The sequence below is a fragment of the Desulfovibrio sp. JY genome, from assembly GCA_021730285.1.
GTDB lineage: Bacteria > Desulfobacterota > Desulfovibrionia > Desulfovibrionales > Desulfovibrionaceae > Solidesulfovibrio.
This window is the reverse complement of record CP082962.1, coordinates 2227414-2246664: the sequence shown is the minus strand read 5'-3', so window position 1 is coordinate 2246664 and position 19251 is coordinate 2227414. Positions and strand designations below refer to the sequence as shown.

Below are 19251 nucleotides of genomic sequence, written 5' to 3'. Positions count from 1 at the left end.
CCATGCCCGCCGTGGCCGGACGCCGTGAACATCCCATGGAGACCGTGGAGCGCGCCGAAGAGCTGTGGTGCGTGGACGGCCTGACCTTGGCGGACGTGGGCTCGCGGGTCGGCGTGGCGACCTCGACCCTCAAGCGGTGGGCCGAGAAGTACGGCTGGCAGGCCAAGCGCGAGGAGATACGCCAGGCGCTGGCCTCAATCCGCGTGGACACGATCAAGCTGCGCGCCAAACTCATCGAAAACTGCCTGGGCTCCATGCAGGCCATGGACGCCTTTGCCGTGGCGAAAATGGAAGAGGTGGCCATCAAGGCGGCCGAACTGGCGGACAAGCGGGCCGAGGCCGCACCGCCGACGGTCGCGGCCATGCGCGAGATCGCCACCGAGGCCGATGCCGTGGCCGCCCTGGAAGAGGCGGTGGGGATGCGGCTTAACGCCATGCTGGCCAGCCCGGACAAGGTGACGCTGACGGCGCTTCGGGAGGTTAAACAAGTGCTCGATCTACTCAAGGACATGCGGGCCGCCGCCGGCGCGGCCGCCAAGGACGGAACACCGACCCGGGAACGTGGCTTGAGCGCCGACACGGCCGATCGCATCCGCGCCTTGCTTGGGGGTGAAGCCTCATGAGCGACGCGCCGCTTCTGCCCTATCAGGACCGCTGGAACCGGGACCACAATCCGGTCAAGTTCTGCGAGAAGTCACGTCGTATCGGCCTTTCCTACGGCGATGCGGCCGAGTCCGCGACGCTGGCCGGCCTCAAAAAGAGCGAAGGCGGCATGAACACCTTCTATATCTCCTACAACAAGGAGATGACCGAGACCTACATCAAGGACGTGGCCAATTGGGCCGAGCGCCTTAATCTGGCGGCCTCGGAGTTCGAAGAGGTGGTCCTGGAGGATGAGGACAAGGACGTGCTGGCCTACCGCGTGCGCTTCGCCTCGGGCCATGCCGTTATCGCGCTTTCGGGCAAGCCCAAGAATCTGCGTTCCAAGCAAGGTCGCATCGTCATCGACGAAGCCGCCTTCTGCGACGATCTGGAAGAACTCCTCAAGGCCGCCATCGCCCTGACCATGTGGGGCGGCATGGTGGAAGTGATTTCCACGCACAACGGCGAGACCAATCCCTTCAACAACTACATCCTGGATATCCGGGGCGGGAAGCTGCCGTACAGCCTGCACCGCGTCACCCTGGACGACGCCCTGTCCGAAGGGCTTTACCGGCGCATCTGCAAGGTCCGGGGCCTGGCCTGGTCGCCCGAGGAAGAAGCCACCTGGCGGGCCAGCCTGATCGAATTCTACGGCGACGGCGCGGATGAAGAGCTTTTCTGCATCCCCGCCCAGGGCTCGGGAACCTTCCTGACCCGCCAGCTCGTCGAATCCTGCATGTCGCCGGATATCCCGGTGCTGCGCTGGTCGCCGCCGAAACCGAATTTCGTGGACTGGCCCAAGGACCGGCGCTTCCGGGAAATGCGCGACTGGCTCACGGCCGGGGTGTCGCCGCTTCTGGAACGGCTCCCTCGGGGGCTGGCTTCCTTTGTCGGCGAGGACTTCGGCCGCACGGCCGACCTGTCCGTGGACGTGCCGCTGGTCGAACATCCCGACCTGACCCTGGCCGCGCCCTTCATGCTGGAGTTGCGCGATTGCCCGTTTCAGCAGCAGGAGCAGGCGCTTTTCTTCATCTGCGACCGGTTGCCGCGTTTCTGCGGGGCGGCGCTCGATGCCCGGGGCAACGGCCAATACCTGGCCGAGGTGGCCCGGCAGGAATACGGCCCGGAGTTGATCCAGGAGGTCATGCTTTCCGAGAGCTGGTACCGGGAGCACATGCCCAAGCTCAAGGCGAGCTTTGAGGACAAGACGATCCTTTTGCCGCGCGACTCGCTCATTTTGGATGACCTCCGCGCTTTCAAGGTGGTCAAGGGCGTGGCCAAGCTCCCGGAGACGCGCACCGGAGCCAAGGGCGAGAAGCGCCACGGCGACGCCGGCGTGGCCACCGCCCTGGCCGTGTTCGCGGCCAAAACGATCGAAGCCGAGCCTTTTGCGGTGGAAACGGCCATGCCCTACACGGCCGGCAACCTGTTCCGGGGGTACTGATGCACGACGGTCTGTGGCTCAACGAGCGGGAGTTTATGGAGTTCGGAGCCCAGCCCCTGGCCGAGCTGCTCGGCGAGGTGGCCGTGCCGCCGGCCTCTTGGGGTTTTCTCGGCTTGCTGCCCGATCCCGACCCGGTCCTTCGGGAACGGGGCGACGATGTCAGGGTGCTCGAGGACCTGACCGCCGACGGCAAAGTGTGTTCCTCGATCCAGGGGCGCAAGATCAAGACGCTCAACAAGCGTGATTACAAGTTCGCGCCCGGCAAACTGGAGGGCCAGGAACCCACGCCCGAGGCCAAGCGCCTGTGCGACGACCTGACCCGCGATCTGGAGCGGGTGGACCTCTATAACCTCTTTTCCCAGGTGCTCGATACGCCGTATTATGGCTACACGCCCACGGAAATCATGTGGAGGCTTGAGGGCGGCCGAATGCGCGTGCGCGACCTGGTTCCCAAACCTCGGGAGTGGTTCGTCTTCGACGGCGACGGTGCGCTCTGTTTCCGGGGCGAGGAAGCCGTTGTCGGCGACAAGGTTCATCCGTTCAAGACGGTGCTCTCCAGGCACTTCCCGACCTACAAGAATCCTTACGGCCTGCGACTGCTCTCCCGTTGTCTGTTCCTGGTGGCCTTCAAGAAAGGCGGCCTCGAATTCTTGATGCGCTTCGCCGAAAAGTTCGGGATGCCCTGGGTGGTGGGCAAGGCCCGGCCCGGGGCGACGCCGGAAGAACGCCGCGACATGGCAGCGAGCCTTGCAGCCATGATCCGCGACGCCGTGGCCGTGGTCTCGGGCGGGGCCGAGGTGCAGATCGAGTCCGTGGAGGGCAAGGCCACGGGCGGCATCCACCTGTCCATCGTCAACTACATGGACGCGGCCATCGCGCAGGTCATCCAGGGCCAGACCCTTACCCAGGAAATAGGCTCCAAAGGCAGTTATGCCGCCGCCAACACGCATTATGCGGTGCTGACGGACTACGCCGAGGCCGACCAGACGCTGGTGGTCACGGCCATGAACGATCTGGCCTGGATTTACGGGCAGGTGAACGCCCCGGAGGCGCTGACGCCTGTATTTTCCTACGTGGAGCCCGAGGACCTGGAGCAAAAGGCCAAGCTCGGAAGGTCGCTCTACGCCCTCGGCGCACGCTTCAAAACCGCCTACTTCGAGAGCTTCGGCCTGACGCCCGAGGAGTTCAGCGTGGCCAGCGTAGCGCCGGCCTCCGACGCCGGCGAGGTCGCCGCCTTCGCGGCCGGGGAGGAGGCTCTTACCCCGGACCAGCAGGCCGTGGAACGGCTGGTGACGCAAGCCCTCAAGGACGGCGGCAAGGCCGTGCGCGACCAGGCCGGTCGCATCGTGGACCTCATGGAGCGGGCCGACTCCTGGGAGGACGCCGAGCTCCTGCTGCTCGAAGCCTTTCCGGACCTGGACGACGGGGATTTCCAGAAGGCCGTGGAAGCGGCGCAAGTCGCCGCCGATCTGCTCGGCCGCTATGCCGTGCGCCTGGAGACCGGCCGTGCCGGATAGTCCGTCGCCCATCGCCTTCACGCCGGTGCGGCCGGCCCAGGCCATCCAATTCCTGCAAGACAAGGTCTCCGTCACCCGCGCGCAGTTCGACCGGCTTTCCGACGCGGCCAAGGCCCGGGCCTTTGTCGTCTCCGGGCTGGCCAGGGCGGACATGGTCGAGACCGTGCGTCGTTCCATGCTCGAAGCCATGGAGAATGGCACTCCCCTCAAGGAGTGGAAAGCCACCGTCAGCCAGGCCCTGGACGCGGCGGGGTTCACCGGCGAGCGGCCGCTTCGCCTGGAGACGATCTTTCGCACCAACGTCCAGTCCGCCTACATGGCCGGCCGGTACGCCGAAATGCTGTCCATGGCCGACACGTTCCCCTACTGGCAATACTCGGCCGTCAACGACGGCCGCACCCGGCCGGCCCACCGGGCGCTCTCCGGCCGCATCTACCCGGCCGAGCATCCCTTTTGGAAGACGTGGTATCCGCCCAACGGCTACAATTGCCGCTGCTCGGTCAAAGCGCTCACCCGCCGCCAGGTCGAAGACCGGGGCCTGACCGTCGAGAGCGAGATCCCGGAGGAGATCGACACGGCGTCCGGCCCGGTGCGCATCACGCCCGACCAGGGTTTTGCAACCAATGTGGGAGAAGATTGGCTGGGGTCGCTGACGCCTGGCCCCCTGGCCGACGAAATCAGGCCGCTGGTTGAGCGGGCCATCTGCCGGGGCGGCCTGGCCTTTGCCGACGATCCTTGCCGGCCGCCGCTGGCCGGGCTCGATCCCGGGTATATCCTGACAGTGGAGGATGAAGACATCCTGCCGGCGGGGTTGGCTCCAGAGCGCTACGTCCAGGCGTTCTTGTCCGAATTCGGGATAACCGACATGGAAGGAGCCAATGTCGTCACCTTGCCCGGCGTCGAGCTTCCCATGGTGGTCGGCAAGGGCTTTTTTATCGACAAGAGGTCCGGAGAGTGGAAGGTGAATAAATCCGGCCGCGCCCCGTATGTCCGGCTTCTGGCCCGAACCATCCGCGATCCCTACGAAGTCTGGCAAGTGCCCGCCGAAGTATCCGGCAAGCCCGTGGACACGTTGCGCCTGCTACGGCTGTTCAGCCTGGACGGCAAGCGTATCGGCGGTTTCTCGGTCTTTAATCTCGTGCGGGGGAGGCAGTGGCAGGCCGCGACGGCCTTTACGCCCAAGGTAAACGCCGCATCCGAAGCGCGGATGCTCGAATACTTGGAAGCGCAACGGGTGGGGGTGTTGGCGTACCGCGAGGAACTCAAGGAGGGCGAGGCTCCTTGAGCGGCCGGCGTGCCTACCGATCCCCCAGCCGGGACTCGGACGCGCCGTTTGGTCCTCACATCTTCTGTCTAGTCATGCGCGTAAGCCCGGTCAAGCGGTTGCCGGATGTCTTAGACCTCTTTTAACCGTCTGATCCCATCCTGGTTCTCGGGATACTTCCCTGCCCATTCTGAGTCCCTGCCGACTTCGCCAACCGCCTCCCGGATTCTTAGACCCATTTTAGACCTAGGATTATTCCGGGATTATCCCACCTCCCCCCCGAAGCGCGGGGGATTGCCGCATTCGTGTCCGTGCGCGTCCGTAGCGCGCTCCTCGGCTTCCGGCCCTTCGGGCATACCAGGGGCATGGCAGCACTCACCAAATGGATCGAGATCGCCCGCGCCGGCGGCCCCTACACGGCGCTGTCCGGCGAGAAGGTCGACATCACCCGCGACGACCTGGATGCGGCCGTGACCAGCTTCGACCCGGCCGACCGCCGTGTACCGCTGGTGCTGGGGCATCCCCGGCTCGACGACCCGGCCTACGGCTGGCTGGCCGCCGTCAAACGCGACGGCGACGTGCTGCTGGCCCGCTTCGGCGACGTTCCGGACCCGGTGCGCGAGGCCGTGGACCAGGGGCGCTACCGCAATGTTTCGGCCAAGTTCGCCCGAGGATGGCGGCTTTGGCATGTGGGCCTGTTGGGGGCGGCCCAGCCGGCCATACCGGGCCTCAGGGAGGTCCAGCTGGCCGGGGCCGAGGATGGAATCACCTTCGAATTCGCCAAGGAGGCGGACATGGATGAACTGACGCGGCTGCGGCAGGAGGCGGCCGACGCCAAGGCGGCCCTGAAGGAAGCCTTGGACGAAATCGCCAGGCTTAAGGCCGAGAAGGCCGGCGAAGGCAAGGCCAAGGAGCTGGCGACCCGGATCGACGAACTGACCCAGAAACTCCAGGCGGCCGAGACGGCCAGGGACAAAACGACCAAGGAATTCGCCGCCTACAAGGACGAACAGACGGCCAAGGGCCGGGAAAACCGCTTCGAAGCCCTGGTGGCCGCCGGCAAGGCCCTGCCCGGGGAGAAGGCCAAGGTGTTGTCGTTCGCCGCCGCCTTGGGCAGCGCCGGGGGCGAAATCGAGATGGCCGCCGGCGACGGCAAGACCGAGAAGCTCGGCCAAGAGGAAGCCTACTGGCGCGACCTCGAAACCCGTCCCGAAAACACCCTGACCCATGCGTTCGCCGCTCCCGCCGGCGCAAGCGGCGCGGACAAGGGCGGCACGGCCGTCGACCTGACCGGCAAGGTCTAAGGGGGAACCATGAGCATCAACGGCGTCATCACCCGCATCAATTACGACGACCAGCGCGCCCGGGGCGAAGGCCATCCGCCGGTCATCGTCACTCGCAAGCTCAAAGCCGGCCAGGGCGTGTTGCCTGTGGGCCTGCTTCTGGCCGCCGACGCAGCCGGAGAGGCCATCCCCTTCGAAAGCGTGCCCGGCGAATTGCTCGGCACGGGCAACGGCACCACCAAAGCCTATGCCGGCACCCTGGCCAACGCCCCGATTCAGCCCGGGACCTCGTCCATAACCGACGGCGTCGAGAGCTTCGCCGATGATGGTTGCGGTCGCCTTTACGGCAGCGCCGGCGGCAGCGGCACCGTGAACTACGTCACCGGGGCCGTGGCCGTTACCTTCGCCGCCAACGTGGCGGACGGCACCGAGGTGGCCGCTGCCTATAACCGCCGGTTGCACGGGGTCCTGGACGAAATGGTGGACACCGCGGCGTCCTCATCCGGCCTTGTCGTCGTCCACGGCAGCGTGCGCAAGGACGTGCTCAAAGTCGGTGCCGTCTCTTCGGCCGCACCGACCGCCGCCGTGCTGTCCCTGCTCGCCGAAGCCGGCATCTGGCCCAACTAAAGGAGACCCGACATGATCAATTTGCGCGGTCTTTTCACCCGCGACGCCATCATCGCCTACCTGGTCGCCTTGCCCGTGCTCAAGACGCCGGTCATGGACGCCGTTTTCACCGACCGGCCGCAGCATCCCCTGGCGCTCCTCGGCGCGGACGACCTCGCCGTGGATGCCCAACCGCTGCCGCTGATTCGCCGGGGCGGCCCGAGTATCGCGGCCGTGTCCGAAAGCGGCGGCATCGCCATGTACGAACCCCTGCCGGTGCGCACCCACAAGCCGCTCACGGCTGCCGACCTCAACAACCTGGCCATACTCAAAGGTGAAAGCCTGGATACTTGGGCCAGGGGAAAAACCGACTATTTGCGCCGGGCCGTGCGGCGCACCACCGAGGCCATGTGCGCCCGGGCGCTGTCCGGAACGTTGCGCTGGCCCGTGGCCCTGGAAAAAGGCGGCTTCGACGTCCTTGAAGTCGTTTACGGCCAGATCCTTTCCGTGGAGGCGGAAAAGGCCTGGAACGCAGCCGACGCCAAGCTCAAGGATGTCTACACCTGCCTGTCCGACATGGAAGAAGCCATCCAGGACGGCGGCTTCGGCGGACAGGTCGAAATCTGGGCCGGCAAGGAAGCCTACAACGCGCTTTTCGTCATTGCCGAGAACTCCAAGACCACGGCGCAAATCCGGGTGGAGATCACGAGCCAGGGCATCAATGTCGGCGGCTACCTGGTCAAGCGTCGGTCGGAAAAACAGCGCGACCCGGAATCCGGGGCCATGGTTCCGGCCGTACCCGACGACACGGTGCGCATGATCGCCCTCGATGCCGGCCACCGCCTCCCGTACTGCGCCGTGGACGATCTGGACGCCAACCTGCAGGCGCTGCCGCTGTTCGTGAAGCCGGTCAAGACCGACGACCCCAGCGGCTACAAGCTCATTGCCGAGTCCAAGCCGTTCCCCGTCGTCAACACCCGTGGCGTCTGCGACGCCGTGGTCCTGTAGGCGCGCCATGGCCTACGTCACTCTCGCGGACCTCCGGGGGCTCATCCAGGACCAGGACGTCCTGGCCCTGGTCAACGACGCCGGCACGGCAACCGACCTGTCCGATCCGGGGGCGGCCGCGATCCTGGCCGATGTCTTTGACCAGGCGTCCCAGGAGGTCGACGCGCATCTCGCCGGCGTCGCGGACGTACCGTTTACCGCGCCGCCGCGCATCGTCCGGCAGCTCGCCGCCAGGATCGCCCGTTACCGGCTCTACCAGCGCCGTCCCAATCTCGAGGACGCGCTCAAGCCCGTGGCCGCCGACTACAACGGGGCCGTCGCCCTCCTTACGCAGTTCGCCGCCGGAACGCTCAAGTTGCCGGGTGCCATCGGCAGCGAACCCGTTGTGTCCGGCGACAGCGGCCTGACCGCGTCCGCCGGCGCGCCCCTGTTCGGGGACGCGTTCTTTCGGAGGATGCCCTGATGGATTTCCGCGTCGAGGTGGTCGTCGCGCCGACGGCCGGATTCCTGGCCCGTCTCCTGACGCGGGTCGACGACATGACGCCGGCCATGGCCCTGATCGGCAGGCTGCTGGTGGGCAGTATCCAGGAAAACTTCGAGCTGGGGCACGCGCCGGACGGCACGCGCTGGAAGCCGAGCCTCCGGGCCAAGCTCCAGGGCGGCCAGACCCTGGTCGATACCGGGGCGCTCATGTCCGGCATCGTCTACGAGGCCTCGGCCAACCGGGTGGAAATCGGTCCGAGCGGCCCCTCGCTCAAGTACGCGCGCATCCACCAGGAAGGCGGCGAGATTCGCCCGAAGACGGCCAAGGCGCTTTTTTTCCGGGGCGCGGACGGCCAGGCGCGCGCGGTCAATGTCGTTCGCATCCCGGCCCGTCCCTACATGGGCCTCAGCGCCGAGGACTGGAACAGCATCGGGGAAACGCTCCTCGACTACCTGGGAAAGGTCAATGGTTGAAATCCACGAGATGGAAGACGCGCTGGTGGCAGCCTTGGAACCGCTCCGGGCCAGCCACGGCGTGCGGCAGATCAAGACTTACGGCGACGACCTGGAGCCCGAAGCCCTGCCCAGGCTTTTGCCCAACCTGCCGGCGCTCCTGGTGGTCTACGCCGGATCGGTCATCGAGAACCTGGGACAGCGGCAGATCGATCGGGGAGCCTACTTCGTCTTCGTTTGCGATCGGTCCCTACGCAGCGAGGCCGACACCCGGACCGGCGCGTCCGGAGCCTACCCGCTCCTTGGAGCGGTTCGCCGGCTTCTGCATGGCCAGGAAATCTTCCCGAACATGCCGGCGATCCTCAAGCGTCAGGAGACGTTCCTGTCCAAGACGGACATGACGGCCTGCTATGCGGTTTACGAGATCGCCCAGCCGTACCGGCTCGGCGAATAAGGAGAACGGCACATGCCCGTACAGCAAGAACAGCAAGTGCAGTTGACCAGGAAAGCCGTGGTCATGGCCAAAAAGGAAGACGTCTATGGCCAGTTGCCTGTCATGGAGGCCAAAAACGGCCTTTTTATCAACAACGGCGTGGACGTGGAGCCCACGGGCGAGAAGGTCAAGCGCGACGTGGTGCGGGGCACCTTCTCCCCGGCCGGGGCCGTCATCGGCTCCAAAAAAATCACGTTCAAAACGACGGTCGAACTGCGCGGCGGCGGCGTGGCCGAGGGCGGCAAGGTACTGCCTCCGGACTGCGAACCGCTGCTTTTGGCCTGCGGCACCCAGCGCACGGACGTGGTGCGGCTGGCCGTGAGTGCGGTGGCCGGCATCCTGCTCGGCGAAAACATCACCGGCGCAACGTCCCAAGCCACGGGTGTGGTGCATCATATCGACGGCGACAACACGCTGGTGGTCAAGGACGTTGTCGGCACCTTCGAGCCCGAGCAGATCACCGGCGCCTCGTCCAACGTCACCGCTGACGTGACGTCCGTCGCGCCCGGCATCGAATATCGGCCCATCACCCAACGCCCGGTCACCCAGAACTCGGCCGGCATTCTCTTCTACAAGGATGCCATCCTCTACACCGTGGTCGGCGCGCGCGGCACGTTCACAATGAATTGCGCCGTCAACAAATACCCGTCCTTCGAATTCACCATGACCGGGCTGTGGACCGACCCGGCCGACGCCGAGACGATCCCCGTCCCGGAGCTCACCGATATCGTGCCGCCCATGTTCATGGGGGCCAATTTCGTCATCGGCGAGTACCGGCCCGTGATCACCGAATTCACCTATGCCATTGGCAACACCTTGGCCGACCGCCTGGATGCCAACGCGGCCGAGGGCATGATCGGGGCACTCATTACCGGCCGTGAATCGACGGGCACGATCAATCCGGAAATGGACGCCCTGGCCAACTACAACCCCTGGGCCAAATGGAAATCGGCCGGCACCTCACGCATCGCCACCTTGTTCGGCAGTAACCCCGGCAACCGGATTCGCATCGAACTCCCGGCCGCCCAATACGACGGCCTCAAGCATGCCGACCGTTCGGGCATCTCCGCCTACACCGCCAACTACATCGCCAACGCCCACCGGGACGCAGGCGACGACGAATGGCGACTGACCATCCTTTAACCGCAAGCCTCGCAAAGGAGTTTCGCATGTCGGAAGAATCGGGCGCTCTCGTTTTGGGCGGCAGCAACGTTCTGGAGCTTCGGGACAAGACCTCGGGCAAGCTGTTGGAATTCCATTACCGCTTCCCCACACAGCCCGAGCGGGATGCCTACCAAAAAGCCACCATGAAACGGAAAGGCAACAAGATCCTGACCAAATCCAACGTTTTTCCCGAGCAAACGGCGCTCGGAAAATGCGTGCTGCTCGGCTTCAAAAAAGGCTGCCTGGCCAATGAGGCCGGCCAGATCATCAGCTCGGACAAAACCGATCCGGCCTACGACCCGAACTGGAAGGGGCTGCTGGCCAAGTGGCGTCCGGACATCCTGGCCGTCGTTGGCCGGATGGCCATCAATCCCACGTCCACGCCGGACGAGGAAAACAACTTCGAGGTGGTGGAGGACCTCGGCGACGACCCTTTGAGCGAATTATTGGCCGACACTTCGACGGATGCGGAGGACCCGACCAGCCCCTTGCCGAGTGCGTAAGCGCCAATGGGCCGTGGCTCAGGGCGGCCTGCGCGGGATGCCCCAAACGGCACGCCGCCCCGAGCCTGTATGTGAACTTCCTGATCTACCTGCGCACCAAACGTCTGGGCGGCTACCCTTACGGGCAAGACGACCTTGACGAACAAACCTGGATCGATCTGGGCATCCTGGAACTCTACATCCAACGCCGGCAGCAAAGCCTGTTTTAAGCCATGTCCACGCCCGAAAACCGCGTCCGCATCATCATCGAGACCGACAATGCTTCGGGCCGTCGGGGAATCCAGGAAACCGCACAGGACCTGGATTCCCTGAAGGCCAAGGGGCAGGCCGTCGATCTGAATGGTGCGCTCAAGCTCGACGCGAGCGCGGTGACGCAGCCGGTCGCCAAGGCGACGCAGGCCCTGGATGGCATGGGAGCCACGGCCAAGAAGGCCGGCGACGAGGCCGGCGCGGCCATGGCCACGGCCGGGGCGGAGATCAAGAAAGCCGGCAGCGAAGCCGAAGCCGGCGGCAAGGCCGGCGGCACGGCTATGCGCAATCTGGGCAGCGGCGCGGCCGAAGCCAAGGCGCAGGCCGAAGCGCTCGGCGCGAACCTGTCCGACATCCGTGCCCTGGCCGTCCAGGTCGGCACCGCGATGATCGCGGCCTTCGGCGTTGACCAGGTCATTTCCTTTGCCAACCAGGTTGTCGGCGCGGCCATGGCCATGGAGCAGCTGGCCGCGACCTACACGGCGGTTTTCAAGGACGCCGGCGCGGAGCAGCTCCGCTATGCCGCATCCATGGCCGACGCCTTCGGCAAAAGCCTCCTGGACGTCGCCGGCTCCTACAAGAAGTTCGCGGCCGCCGCCGACACCGTCGGCCTGTCCACGGACAACCAGCGCAAGACTTTCGAGGCGGTGACGGCGGCCATCACCAAGGTCGGCGGCTCCTCCCAGGACGTGGCTGGGGCGCTGCTCGCCCTGGAACAGATGCTTTCCAAGGGCACGGTGCAGGCCGAGGAATACCGGCAGCAGTTTGCCGAGAGAATCCCGGGCGCGCTCAAGATGGGCGCGGATGCCCTGGGCGTGACCACGGCCGCGTTCCAGAAGATGATGGAAAACGGCGAGGTGGTTTCCGATACCTTCATTCCGAAACTCGCCGACAAGCTGGCCGCCTTCGGCGACGGCTGGCAGGCCACGGCCGATACCGCCATCGCCAACGCCGAACGCCTCAAGAATTCCTTCCTGGAGCTGTCCGATTCCTCTTTGGTGACGGGCCTTGTGACGATCGTCGAAAAGATCGGCACCGCCTTCAACCAGAATCTGACCCACAACCTCGAGCAGTTCACGGTCACGTACAAAGCCATGATGGCCGAAGCCAGGGGCGAGCTGCCGCCGTTCGCCACCTGGACGTCGTCGCTTGAGGGCCTCAAGAAGCAGCTCGAGGACCTGGACCAGCGCAAGGCAACCTGGGTCAAGGACCTCAAGGAACAGGCGCAAGGACTGGCCGAAGCCCTGGTCGATGTCCAAACGCACCAGGTCGACTTCGGTCCCTCGGGCGAAACGGTCGACCAGCTGCGCGCCAAGCTCAAATGGTTCGAGGAACAGATCCGCGAGCTGACCGGCCAGACCTGGGTGGTCAACGTCGTTGCCAACGTGGACAACTCCCAGCTCGTCCAGGCCAAGGCCTACATTCAGGAGCTCATCAAGGGCACGGCCGAATACAAGACCCGGAGCCTGGAGGCCAAGCAATACTCCCTGGACAACGCCGTGGGCGTCGTCACGAACAGCAAGACGGCTGTGGAAGCCAAGCTGGCCAACCCCAATATCGACCTGCGCGAGGCCGACGCCCTGTCGCGGGAGCTGGAAAACCTCAACGGGCAGCTCGATGATGCGAATCTTGCCTACAAGGAGCTCAAGAAGCAGCGGGACAACCTGGCCAAACAGGAAATCAAGGACAGCGGCGCGGTCGCCGGCTACAGCGCCGGGAGGGCCGGCATCAATGAGTCCGAGCTGAGCAAATCGACCCGGGTGGCCGATGCCCACGCGCTGTCCGTTGCCCGGCAGGCGGACGCCTACGCCGAGTTGCAGGCCGGTTTGACCGACATGCCGGGATATTATGCGGCGGTGCAGCGCGCCCAGGAAGCCGAAGACAACTCGGTCAAGAACCTGACCAAGTCGACGGGGGCCAGCGCCAACGCCATCGAGCGCTTCGAAGCCCGAGGCGCGTCCTACCTGCAATCCATCGAGAACCAGCTCGACACGCTCCAGGCCCAGATCGGTGGCGACAGCCTGACCGCCGATCTGGCCAAGATCGACAAGCGCTATGACCAGCTCGGCGCGACCATCCGTAAGGCCATGATCGGGGCCAAGGGTGACGTGGCCGACTACCAGGCGGCCCTGGCCAAGCTGGCGGAAGCCCGGGAGCTGGAAAAGCAGATTGTCCAGATCAAGGCATGGGGAGCGGCCATGGACACGGCGGCCGCCACCCTCAAGGAACTCGGCCGACTAACCAGCGATCCGGACCTGATTTACGGCGGCTCGACCACGGAGCTCCAGAAGTGGGCGCAGGACCAGGAAAAGATCGTTAATGCCCGCTACGCCAACGAAGCTGAGCGAGCCCAGGCCCTGGCCGATCTCAAGGAGGAAATTCGCCTCAAGGACCTGGAAAACCAGAAGTCCGCCTTCGCCTCGCTTGCCGGCGTGTCCGACGCCTATTGGCAGGCCGCGTGGGCGCTCCTCGACGAACATCTCAAGCACGTCAAGGACAACTGCGATTCCGAGACGGCCTACGAGGCCTATGCCGCCAAGAAGCGGTCGGATTTGCGCAAGGAGGAGATCGAAGCCCGCCTCGAATACGAGACCGATTTCCTCTCGACGCTCTCGGACGCCCTGACCCTGGAATTCGGGCTCTACAAGGATGCCGCCACCCGGCAGCGCGATTCCTGGGTTTCGCTCTCCAAGGAAATCGCGTCCGGGGTCCACGATCTGTCTGGTTCGATCGCCGGCGGGGCGACCGATGCCTTCAAGGCCTGGATCAACGGCAGCGGCTCCATGGCCGACGCTTTCAAAAGCGCCATGGATTCGATGCTCGATTACCTGATGAACATCGTTCAGCAGATGATCAAGTACGCGTTGGAAAACTATGTGGTCATCCCCATCGTGGAATCCGTGGTCGGCAGCGATGCCACGAGCGCCCTGGCGGGGTCTTCAGGTACAAGCTCCGGTTCAGGGACCGGCTCCCTGTCCAACTCGGCCGTATCCAAGATCACCAGCAAGGCGGCCGACTATGGCATCTCCAAAGGGGTAAGCTACGTCAGCGATCTTTTCAGCAGCGGCTCCTCCTTGTCCGCGCTTTCCGCCGCCTCGGCCACGGAAATGAGCACCCTGGGGACCACCACGGCCACGTCCCTGGCCGAAGGGGCCGGCTACACGGCCGTGACTTCCGGGGCCGCTGAGGGTGGCGCGCTGGCCGGCGCGTCCTCTGCCGGGGCTGGCATCGGCCTCGGAACAGCCCTGGGCGTGGTCGGCGGCGTGGCCGCCCTTGGTGGCCTGCTGGCCATGGGATTTTCCAACACGCACACCGAGACGAAAACGGGCTCTGGTCTGCAAATATCCATCGTAGGTGGTTCCGCCAACGTCGGCACGGCGGACTATTACAAGGTGACGGACTCCTCCATGTTTGGAGGATCGTCCACCTCCCATGAAATCCGCTCCACCGGCGCGGCCGATGCCGAGACGACCCAAAGCGTCAACGACGCCCTGGACGCCTACACCGACGTCATTACATCGGGCTTCGATAAGCTGGGTGTCGAGACGAAGGAAAGCCTGGACAACTTCTCCTTTCCGCAATGGGACGTCACGGACGAACAGCAGGAGGATTTCTACAGGAACGTTTCCAACGCCAAGGTCGGAAAAATTCTTTCTGATAGCGGCCTTGTCGGCGCGTTTTCCGCCATTGCCAATGACGGCGAGTATTGGATCGACCAGATTACCCGGCTCGAGTCGGCCATGGCCACCGTCGGCACGGCCACGGAGCAGATGGGCCTGTCCCTCGAATCCCTGGCCGGCGAAGACTACATTTCCGGGCTCGTGGACAAGATGCTGGCCGCCGGCGATTCGGCCAACACGGCGAGCCTGGACCTGGACGCGCTTTCCGGCGTGCTCGACGATGAAACCATCGCCTCGCTTCGGGACATGCAGGACCAGGCCGCCGCCACGGGCGAAGAAGTCCAGGCCACAAACGAACAGTTGCGCCAGTTGGCCCTGGCCCAATACGCCAGCGAGATCGTGGCCGCCTTCGGCTCCACGGACGCCGCCCAAAGCGCCTTCAATCGCTTCTTCACCAACGCTTACAGCAGCACCGAACAGGCGACCCGGCTCATGCAATACTACGCCGAGGGCGCGGGCGAAGCCATCGGCGCACTGAACCAGTCGGGCGTGAGCCTGGAAAACTTCTGGTCCGCATATCGCTCGGCCATGGAATCCGGTTCCCTCTCTCCGGATGATTTCAAATCGTGGGATGACGCCGCCCAATGGGTCGAGGCGTGGGACAGCTCGCTCAAATCCGCCGGTCAGGCCTGGGACGACACCAACCAGACCATCATCGACGGCATCAACGACCAGATTTCGGCCTTGCAGGACCAGCGCGACGCCATCCAGGACACCCTGGATATGTGGTCGGATTTCCTCGCGTCGATCAAGGACCTGCGCCAGTCGCTCAAGCTGGACCCCGACCTCACCGATCTGTCCCCCCGCGAACTTTACGAACAGAAAAAGGCGCTGTTCGACAGCACTGCCGCCAAGGCTCGGGCCGGCGATACGGCTGCCCAATCCGAACTGCCGGACATCACCAAGGATTACGTGAATGCCTCGCGGGATTACTACGCCAGTTCCGAGCAATACTACGCGGATTTCGAGCATGCCGACTCGACCCTGGCCAGCCTGGAGCAGTACGCCCAGACCCAGGTCGACCAGGCCCAGGCCCAACTCGACGCCATCAATAATGAGATCGCGGTCCTGCAACTGCAGGTAAACCAGCTTTCCCTGGTCAATTCCAACCTCGGGACGCTGGCCAGCGCCATGGGGGATGGCGTCTCGGCCATCGTCGGAGCCATCAACAATTCCTCTTTTTCCAGCGCCTACGCCGATTCCATTGCCGCCGCCAACGCGGCCCAGGCGGCAGCGGCCGCCGCGCTCTTCGCCTCCTTTACGGGCATGGCTGACGGCGGGTTGGTCACGGGCGGCATCCCGGGCCTGGATTCGGTGCCGACCATGCTTATGCCCGGGGAGCGCGTTTTTTCCGTCTCCCATTCCCGCATCATCGAACGCCTTGCCGATCGTGGCGGCGAACGGACCGACACCTCGGGCATCGAAAGCAGGTTGGATGCCCAGATGCGCTTGGACGGCGCGGGCTACCGCACCCTGGCCAAATCCCAGGAGGCCAACCGCATGGCCACCAAACGCCTGGCGCGGTCCGTGGATCGTCTGGCCCGGAGGATGCGCTGATGTACCTGCTCGACCTCGAGGCCTACGACATCGCCGCCGGCGCGGTCACGACCCTGCGCTATTCTTCCGGCGGCCTGACCACGCCCCCGGACGACACGCCGCCCAATGCCTACTACGCGCCGCTTCTGGCCATTCCGGCATCGTTCGAGGTCAGCGTGTTCAAGGACGGCGTCACGGGTGGGGCCGGCGACATTTCCCTGGGGGAAATCGAACTGGTGGCCGTCTCGGGCGGTCTGGACACCCTGGCCGGTTATGCGTTGGACGGCCGCAGGTTTGTGCTGCGCCATGCCGCCCACGGCCGGGTGGATACGGCCGAGACGGTCATGACCGGCGTGGTCGAATCCCTGGAGCTGACCTGGACACGGGCCATCCTCAATATCCGTGACCGCCGGGCCGAGCTCGAAAAGCCCATTCAGGCCAACCTGTACGCCGGCACCGACAGCGGTCCCGACGGCGTCGAAGGGGACGACAACCTCAAGGGTGACGAGAAACCCTTGTGTTATGGGCATTGCTGCAATGCGCCCACCACCAAGGTCAACGCTTCGACCTTGATCTACCAGATCCACGACGGTCCGGTGGCCGCCATAGAAGCCGTCTACGACAAGGGTTTGCCCCTGACCGCCACCCAGGATTACGCCGACGTGGCCTCGCTCCAGGCGGCAACCTTCTCCGCCGGCCAGTTCGCCACCTGCCTGTCCGCCGGCATGTTTCGTTTGTGGGCCAAACCCGCCGGGGCCGTGACCGCCGACGTGCGCGGCGACGCCTCGGGCGGCTACGTCTCGACCGTGGCCGGCATCATGGAGCGCATCCTGCGGACCCGGGCCGGATATGGCAGCACGGACTTGTCCGCCGCCGATTTCGCGGCGTTGGCGGCCGCCAACCCGGCCGAAGTCGGGCTTTGCATTGATGCCGGAGACGGCGCGGACATGGACCAGGTGCTGGACGATCTGGCCCGATCCATCGGCGCGTGGTGGACTCTCGACCGCTTTGGCGTGGTGCGTGTCGGCCGTTTCGAGGCCCCGGCCGGAGAGCCCGTGGCGACGTTGACCGAGGTGGAGATCCTGGCTGGTGATGGCGGCGGCGTGGAACAGATCCCGGCCAATGACACGGGCAACGGCGTGCCTGTCCACCGCGTGTCGCTGACCTATGGCCGCAACTGGTCCGTCCAGGATGACAACGATCTGGCCGGCGCGGTCGAAGATGACCGTCGGGCCTGGCTGGCCGAGAAAACCCGGACTGTGGTGGCCGAGGACGCCGCCGTGCTGGATATCCACCCCCTGTCGCCGGCAATCGACATCGACACATTGCTGGTGGAAGCTGCCGCCGCCAACAACGAGGCCGACCGGCTGCTTGCCCTCTATAAAGTGCGTCGGCAGCGGTTCCGGGTGCGATTGCGGCCGCGCTATGGCCTGCCGCTTTCTCTCGGCAACGTGGTGCGCCTGACCTTGCCCCGCTTCGGGCTCAGCGCGGGCAAGCTCTTTGCCGTGCTGGGGCTCGCCCTGGACTTCGAGGACGGCTACGTGGAGGCGGACCTGTATGGCTAACGGGTTCATCGCCTTTCCCAACCGGGCCGACGCGGCCACTCTCTCGGGCGGCAACTGGTTGATCGGCCTCGACGCCCTCAAGGACCCCGTACTGGCCAGGGTGGCTCGCGCGGCCGATTGCGATCCGGCTTCGACCGCCATCGACCTGGAACTGGCCCATACCAACCCCGTGCGCATCATCGTGGTCTGTGCCCATTCCATGAACCTGGATGGCCGATGGCGCGTGACCGGCTACGGCGATGCCGGCCGCACGCAGCTGCTTTACGATTCCGGCGACATGGCGGTCTTCCCCCGCATATTCTCCTGGCGGGACCTGCGCTGGGGCGACACGAACTTCTGGGGCGGCAAGGTCGCGGCCGAGGATATCGATCTCTATCCACGCAACGCCATCCATATTTTGCCGAGCCACAAGCGGTATCGGTGGTGGCGCATCGCCCTGTCCAACCCCACCAACCCCAAGGGGTACCTCGACATAGGCCGTCTCTACATGGCCCCGGGCTGGATGCCGCAGTGGAACTTCACGCTTGGCGCGAGCCTGTCCCACGAGACCGATACCGTCATGGATCAGGCCCTGGACGGTCACGAGGAATACGATCGCCGGGAACCCCGCCGCGTAGTCACCGTCTCCTTCGACAATATGGATCTCATTGAGGGGGTCAACCAGGCCATGGCGCTTCAGCGCCGGGCCGGCGTGGATAAGGACCTCTTTTTCTGCTGGGACCCGGGCAATCCGCTGCTCCTGCAGCAACGCTCCTTCCTGGGGAACCTGCGCACCTTGTCCCCCTTGGATTTCCCCTTCGTGGGCATGACCAGCATGGGCTTTGAAATCAAGGAAGTCGCCTGGAGGGCTCCGATATGAGCAGTTTGACCGAAGCGCTGGCGCGGATGCGCCAGTACAACAGCAACTCCTTTGATAGCCTGACCAACCCTCACGGTTTTGGCGACGACGGCTATGAGGCCGAATTTCCCCGGTCGCTGGCCGACGCGGCCACAGCGGTCACGGCTGTGGTCGACCTGGTGGACATGGCCAGGGCGGCGGCCGCCCAAGCCGGAGCCTGGGTGCAGGAGGTCCTGCCCATAACGCGCCTCTCCGACACCCAGATCGCCGTCACCGGCCCCGAGGTGGCGGCGCTCCCCTACAAGCTTCGCCGGCCGCTTAAATTGCTTCAGACGACACCCGGCGTCGGCTACGTCGCCGGGGCAACTTTCGACGCGGATGCCGGCCGCGTGGTGGTCACGGTGACCGGGGTCGCCGTGGAGGTCGATCTGGCCGAGGTGTGGCTCGGTCAGGACCCGGACAACGCGCCGCGTAACACGGCAGAAGATGAGGCCGTTCTAGCCGCCCTTGTTTTGGGCTGAAT

General features: G+C 65.1%; 17 protein-coding genes. All 17 read left to right on the top strand.

The window, feature by feature from the left end:
• Window positions 1–2 precede the first annotated feature (2 nt).
• Window positions 3–623, top strand: a complete 621-nt coding sequence (locus K9F62_10005; protein UJX42981.1) for a hypothetical protein — start codon at window positions 3–5, stop codon at window positions 621–623.
• Window positions 620–2086 (top strand): hypothetical protein, encoded by a 1467-nt coding sequence (locus K9F62_10000; GenBank protein ID UJX42980.1) that lies wholly within the window; start codon window positions 620–622, stop codon window positions 2084–2086. The genes K9F62_10005 and K9F62_10000 overlap by 4 nt, the downstream gene beginning before the upstream one ends.
• Window positions 2086–3603 carry a DUF935 domain-containing protein gene (locus K9F62_09995; protein ID UJX42979.1) on the top strand — a complete coding sequence of 506 codons (1518 nt, stop codon included), beginning with the start codon at window positions 2086–2088 and terminating at the stop codon, window positions 3601–3603. The genes K9F62_10000 and K9F62_09995 overlap by 1 nt, the downstream gene beginning before the upstream one ends.
• A complete protein-coding gene (locus K9F62_09990; GenBank protein UJX42978.1) occupies window positions 3593–4888 on the top strand; it encodes a minor capsid protein in 1296 nt (431 codons plus the stop codon). Before K9F62_09995 ends, K9F62_09990 begins: the two co-directional genes overlap by 11 nt.
• A 344-nt stretch (window positions 4889–5232) precedes the next feature.
• Window positions 5233–6171: a Mic19 family protein gene (locus tag K9F62_09985; GenBank protein ID UJX42977.1), complete on the top strand. Its 939-nt coding sequence runs from the start codon at window positions 5233–5235 to the stop codon at window positions 6169–6171.
• A 9-nt stretch (window positions 6172–6180) separates the two neighbouring features.
• A complete protein-coding gene (locus K9F62_09980; protein UJX42976.1) occupies window positions 6181–6777 on the top strand; it encodes a hypothetical protein in 597 nt (198 codons plus the stop codon).
• Window positions 6778–6789: 12 nt separating this feature from the next.
• A complete protein-coding gene (locus K9F62_09975) occupies window positions 6790–7764 on the top strand; it encodes a major capsid protein (protein UJX42975.1) in 975 nt (324 codons plus the stop codon).
• A gap of 7 nt (window positions 7765–7771) precedes the next feature.
• Window positions 7772–8227 carry a DUF1320 domain-containing protein gene (locus K9F62_09970; GenBank protein UJX42974.1) on the top strand — a complete coding sequence of 152 codons (456 nt, stop codon included), beginning with the start codon at window positions 7772–7774 and terminating at the stop codon, window positions 8225–8227.
• On the top strand, window positions 8227–8721 hold the full coding sequence (locus K9F62_09965) for a phage virion morphogenesis protein (protein ID UJX42973.1): 495 nt from the start codon (window positions 8227–8229) through the stop codon (window positions 8719–8721). Before K9F62_09970 ends, K9F62_09965 begins: the two co-directional genes overlap by 1 nt.
• Complete coding sequence (locus K9F62_09960; protein ID UJX42972.1) at window positions 8714–9154, top strand: DUF1834 family protein; 441 nt, start codon at window positions 8714–8716, stop codon at window positions 9152–9154. Before K9F62_09965 ends, K9F62_09960 begins: the two co-directional genes overlap by 8 nt.
• A 12-nt stretch (window positions 9155–9166) precedes the next feature.
• Window positions 9167–10336, top strand: coding sequence for a hypothetical protein (locus K9F62_09955; protein ID UJX42971.1), 1170 nt, complete (start codon window positions 9167–9169; stop codon window positions 10334–10336).
• A 26-nt stretch (window positions 10337–10362) separates the two neighbouring features.
• The gene (locus K9F62_09950) at window positions 10363–10860 is read left to right on the top strand and encodes a hypothetical protein (GenBank protein ID UJX42970.1); all 498 of its coding nucleotides are present in this window, start codon (window positions 10363–10365) and stop codon (window positions 10858–10860) included.
• Window positions 10861–10931: 71 nt separating this feature from the next.
• Window positions 10932–11069 (top strand): hypothetical protein, encoded by a 138-nt coding sequence (locus tag K9F62_09945; protein UJX42969.1) that lies wholly within the window; start codon window positions 10932–10934, stop codon window positions 11067–11069.
• Window positions 11070–11072: 3 nt separating this feature from the next.
• A complete protein-coding gene (locus K9F62_09940) occupies window positions 11073–16346 on the top strand; it encodes a tape measure protein (GenBank protein ID UJX42968.1) in 5274 nt (1757 codons plus the stop codon).
• The gene (locus tag K9F62_09935) at window positions 16346–17890 is read left to right on the top strand and encodes a hypothetical protein (GenBank protein UJX42967.1); all 1545 of its coding nucleotides are present in this window, start codon (window positions 16346–16348) and stop codon (window positions 17888–17890) included. The genes K9F62_09940 and K9F62_09935 overlap by 1 nt, the downstream gene beginning before the upstream one ends.
• Entirely contained in the window at window positions 17883–18749 is an 867-nt protein-coding gene (locus tag K9F62_09930) for a hypothetical protein (GenBank protein ID UJX42966.1), read from the top strand. Before K9F62_09935 ends, K9F62_09930 begins: the two co-directional genes overlap by 8 nt.
• On the top strand, window positions 18746–19249 hold the full coding sequence (locus K9F62_09925; protein UJX42965.1) for a hypothetical protein: 504 nt from the start codon (window positions 18746–18748) through the stop codon (window positions 19247–19249). The genes K9F62_09930 and K9F62_09925 overlap by 4 nt, the downstream gene beginning before the upstream one ends.
• Window positions 19250–19251 lie beyond the last annotated feature (2 nt).

Excerpts from the sequence above, each read along its gene's own strand:
- K9F62_10000 (UJX42980.1), top strand. The coding sequence starts at position 620 with ATGAGCGACGCGCCGCTTCTGCCCTATCAGGACCGCTGGAACCGGGAC.
- K9F62_09955 (UJX42971.1), top strand. The coding sequence starts at position 9,167 with ATGCCCGTACAGCAAGAACAGCAAGTGCAGTTGACCAGGAAAGCCGTG.
- K9F62_09995 (UJX42979.1), top strand. The coding sequence starts at position 2,086 with ATGCACGACGGTCTGTGGCTCAACGAGCGGGAGTTTATGGAGTTCGGA.
- K9F62_09930 (UJX42966.1), top strand. The coding sequence starts at position 17,883 with ATGGCTAACGGGTTCATCGCCTTTCCCAACCGGGCCGACGCGGCCACT.
- K9F62_09935 (UJX42967.1), top strand. The coding sequence starts at position 16,346 with ATGTACCTGCTCGACCTCGAGGCCTACGACATCGCCGCCGGCGCGGTC.
- K9F62_09975 (UJX42975.1), top strand. The coding sequence starts at position 6,790 with ATGATCAATTTGCGCGGTCTTTTCACCCGCGACGCCATCATCGCCTAC.
- K9F62_09950 (UJX42970.1), top strand. The coding sequence starts at position 10,363 with ATGTCGGAAGAATCGGGCGCTCTCGTTTTGGGCGGCAGCAACGTTCTG.
- K9F62_09925 (UJX42965.1), top strand. The coding sequence starts at position 18,746 with ATGAGCAGTTTGACCGAAGCGCTGGCGCGGATGCGCCAGTACAACAGC.
- K9F62_09965 (UJX42973.1), top strand. The coding sequence starts at position 8,227 with ATGGATTTCCGCGTCGAGGTGGTCGTCGCGCCGACGGCCGGATTCCTG.
- K9F62_09940 (UJX42968.1), top strand. The coding sequence starts at position 11,073 with ATGTCCACGCCCGAAAACCGCGTCCGCATCATCATCGAGACCGACAAT.
- K9F62_09960 (UJX42972.1), top strand. The coding sequence starts at position 8,714 with ATGGTTGAAATCCACGAGATGGAAGACGCGCTGGTGGCAGCCTTGGAA.
- K9F62_10005 (UJX42981.1), top strand. The coding sequence starts at position 3 with ATGCCCGCCGTGGCCGGACGCCGTGAACATCCCATGGAGACCGTGGAG.
- K9F62_09985 (UJX42977.1), top strand. The coding sequence starts at position 5,233 with ATGGCAGCACTCACCAAATGGATCGAGATCGCCCGCGCCGGCGGCCCC.
- K9F62_09980 (UJX42976.1), top strand. The coding sequence starts at position 6,181 with ATGAGCATCAACGGCGTCATCACCCGCATCAATTACGACGACCAGCGC.
- K9F62_09970 (UJX42974.1), top strand. The coding sequence starts at position 7,772 with ATGGCCTACGTCACTCTCGCGGACCTCCGGGGGCTCATCCAGGACCAG.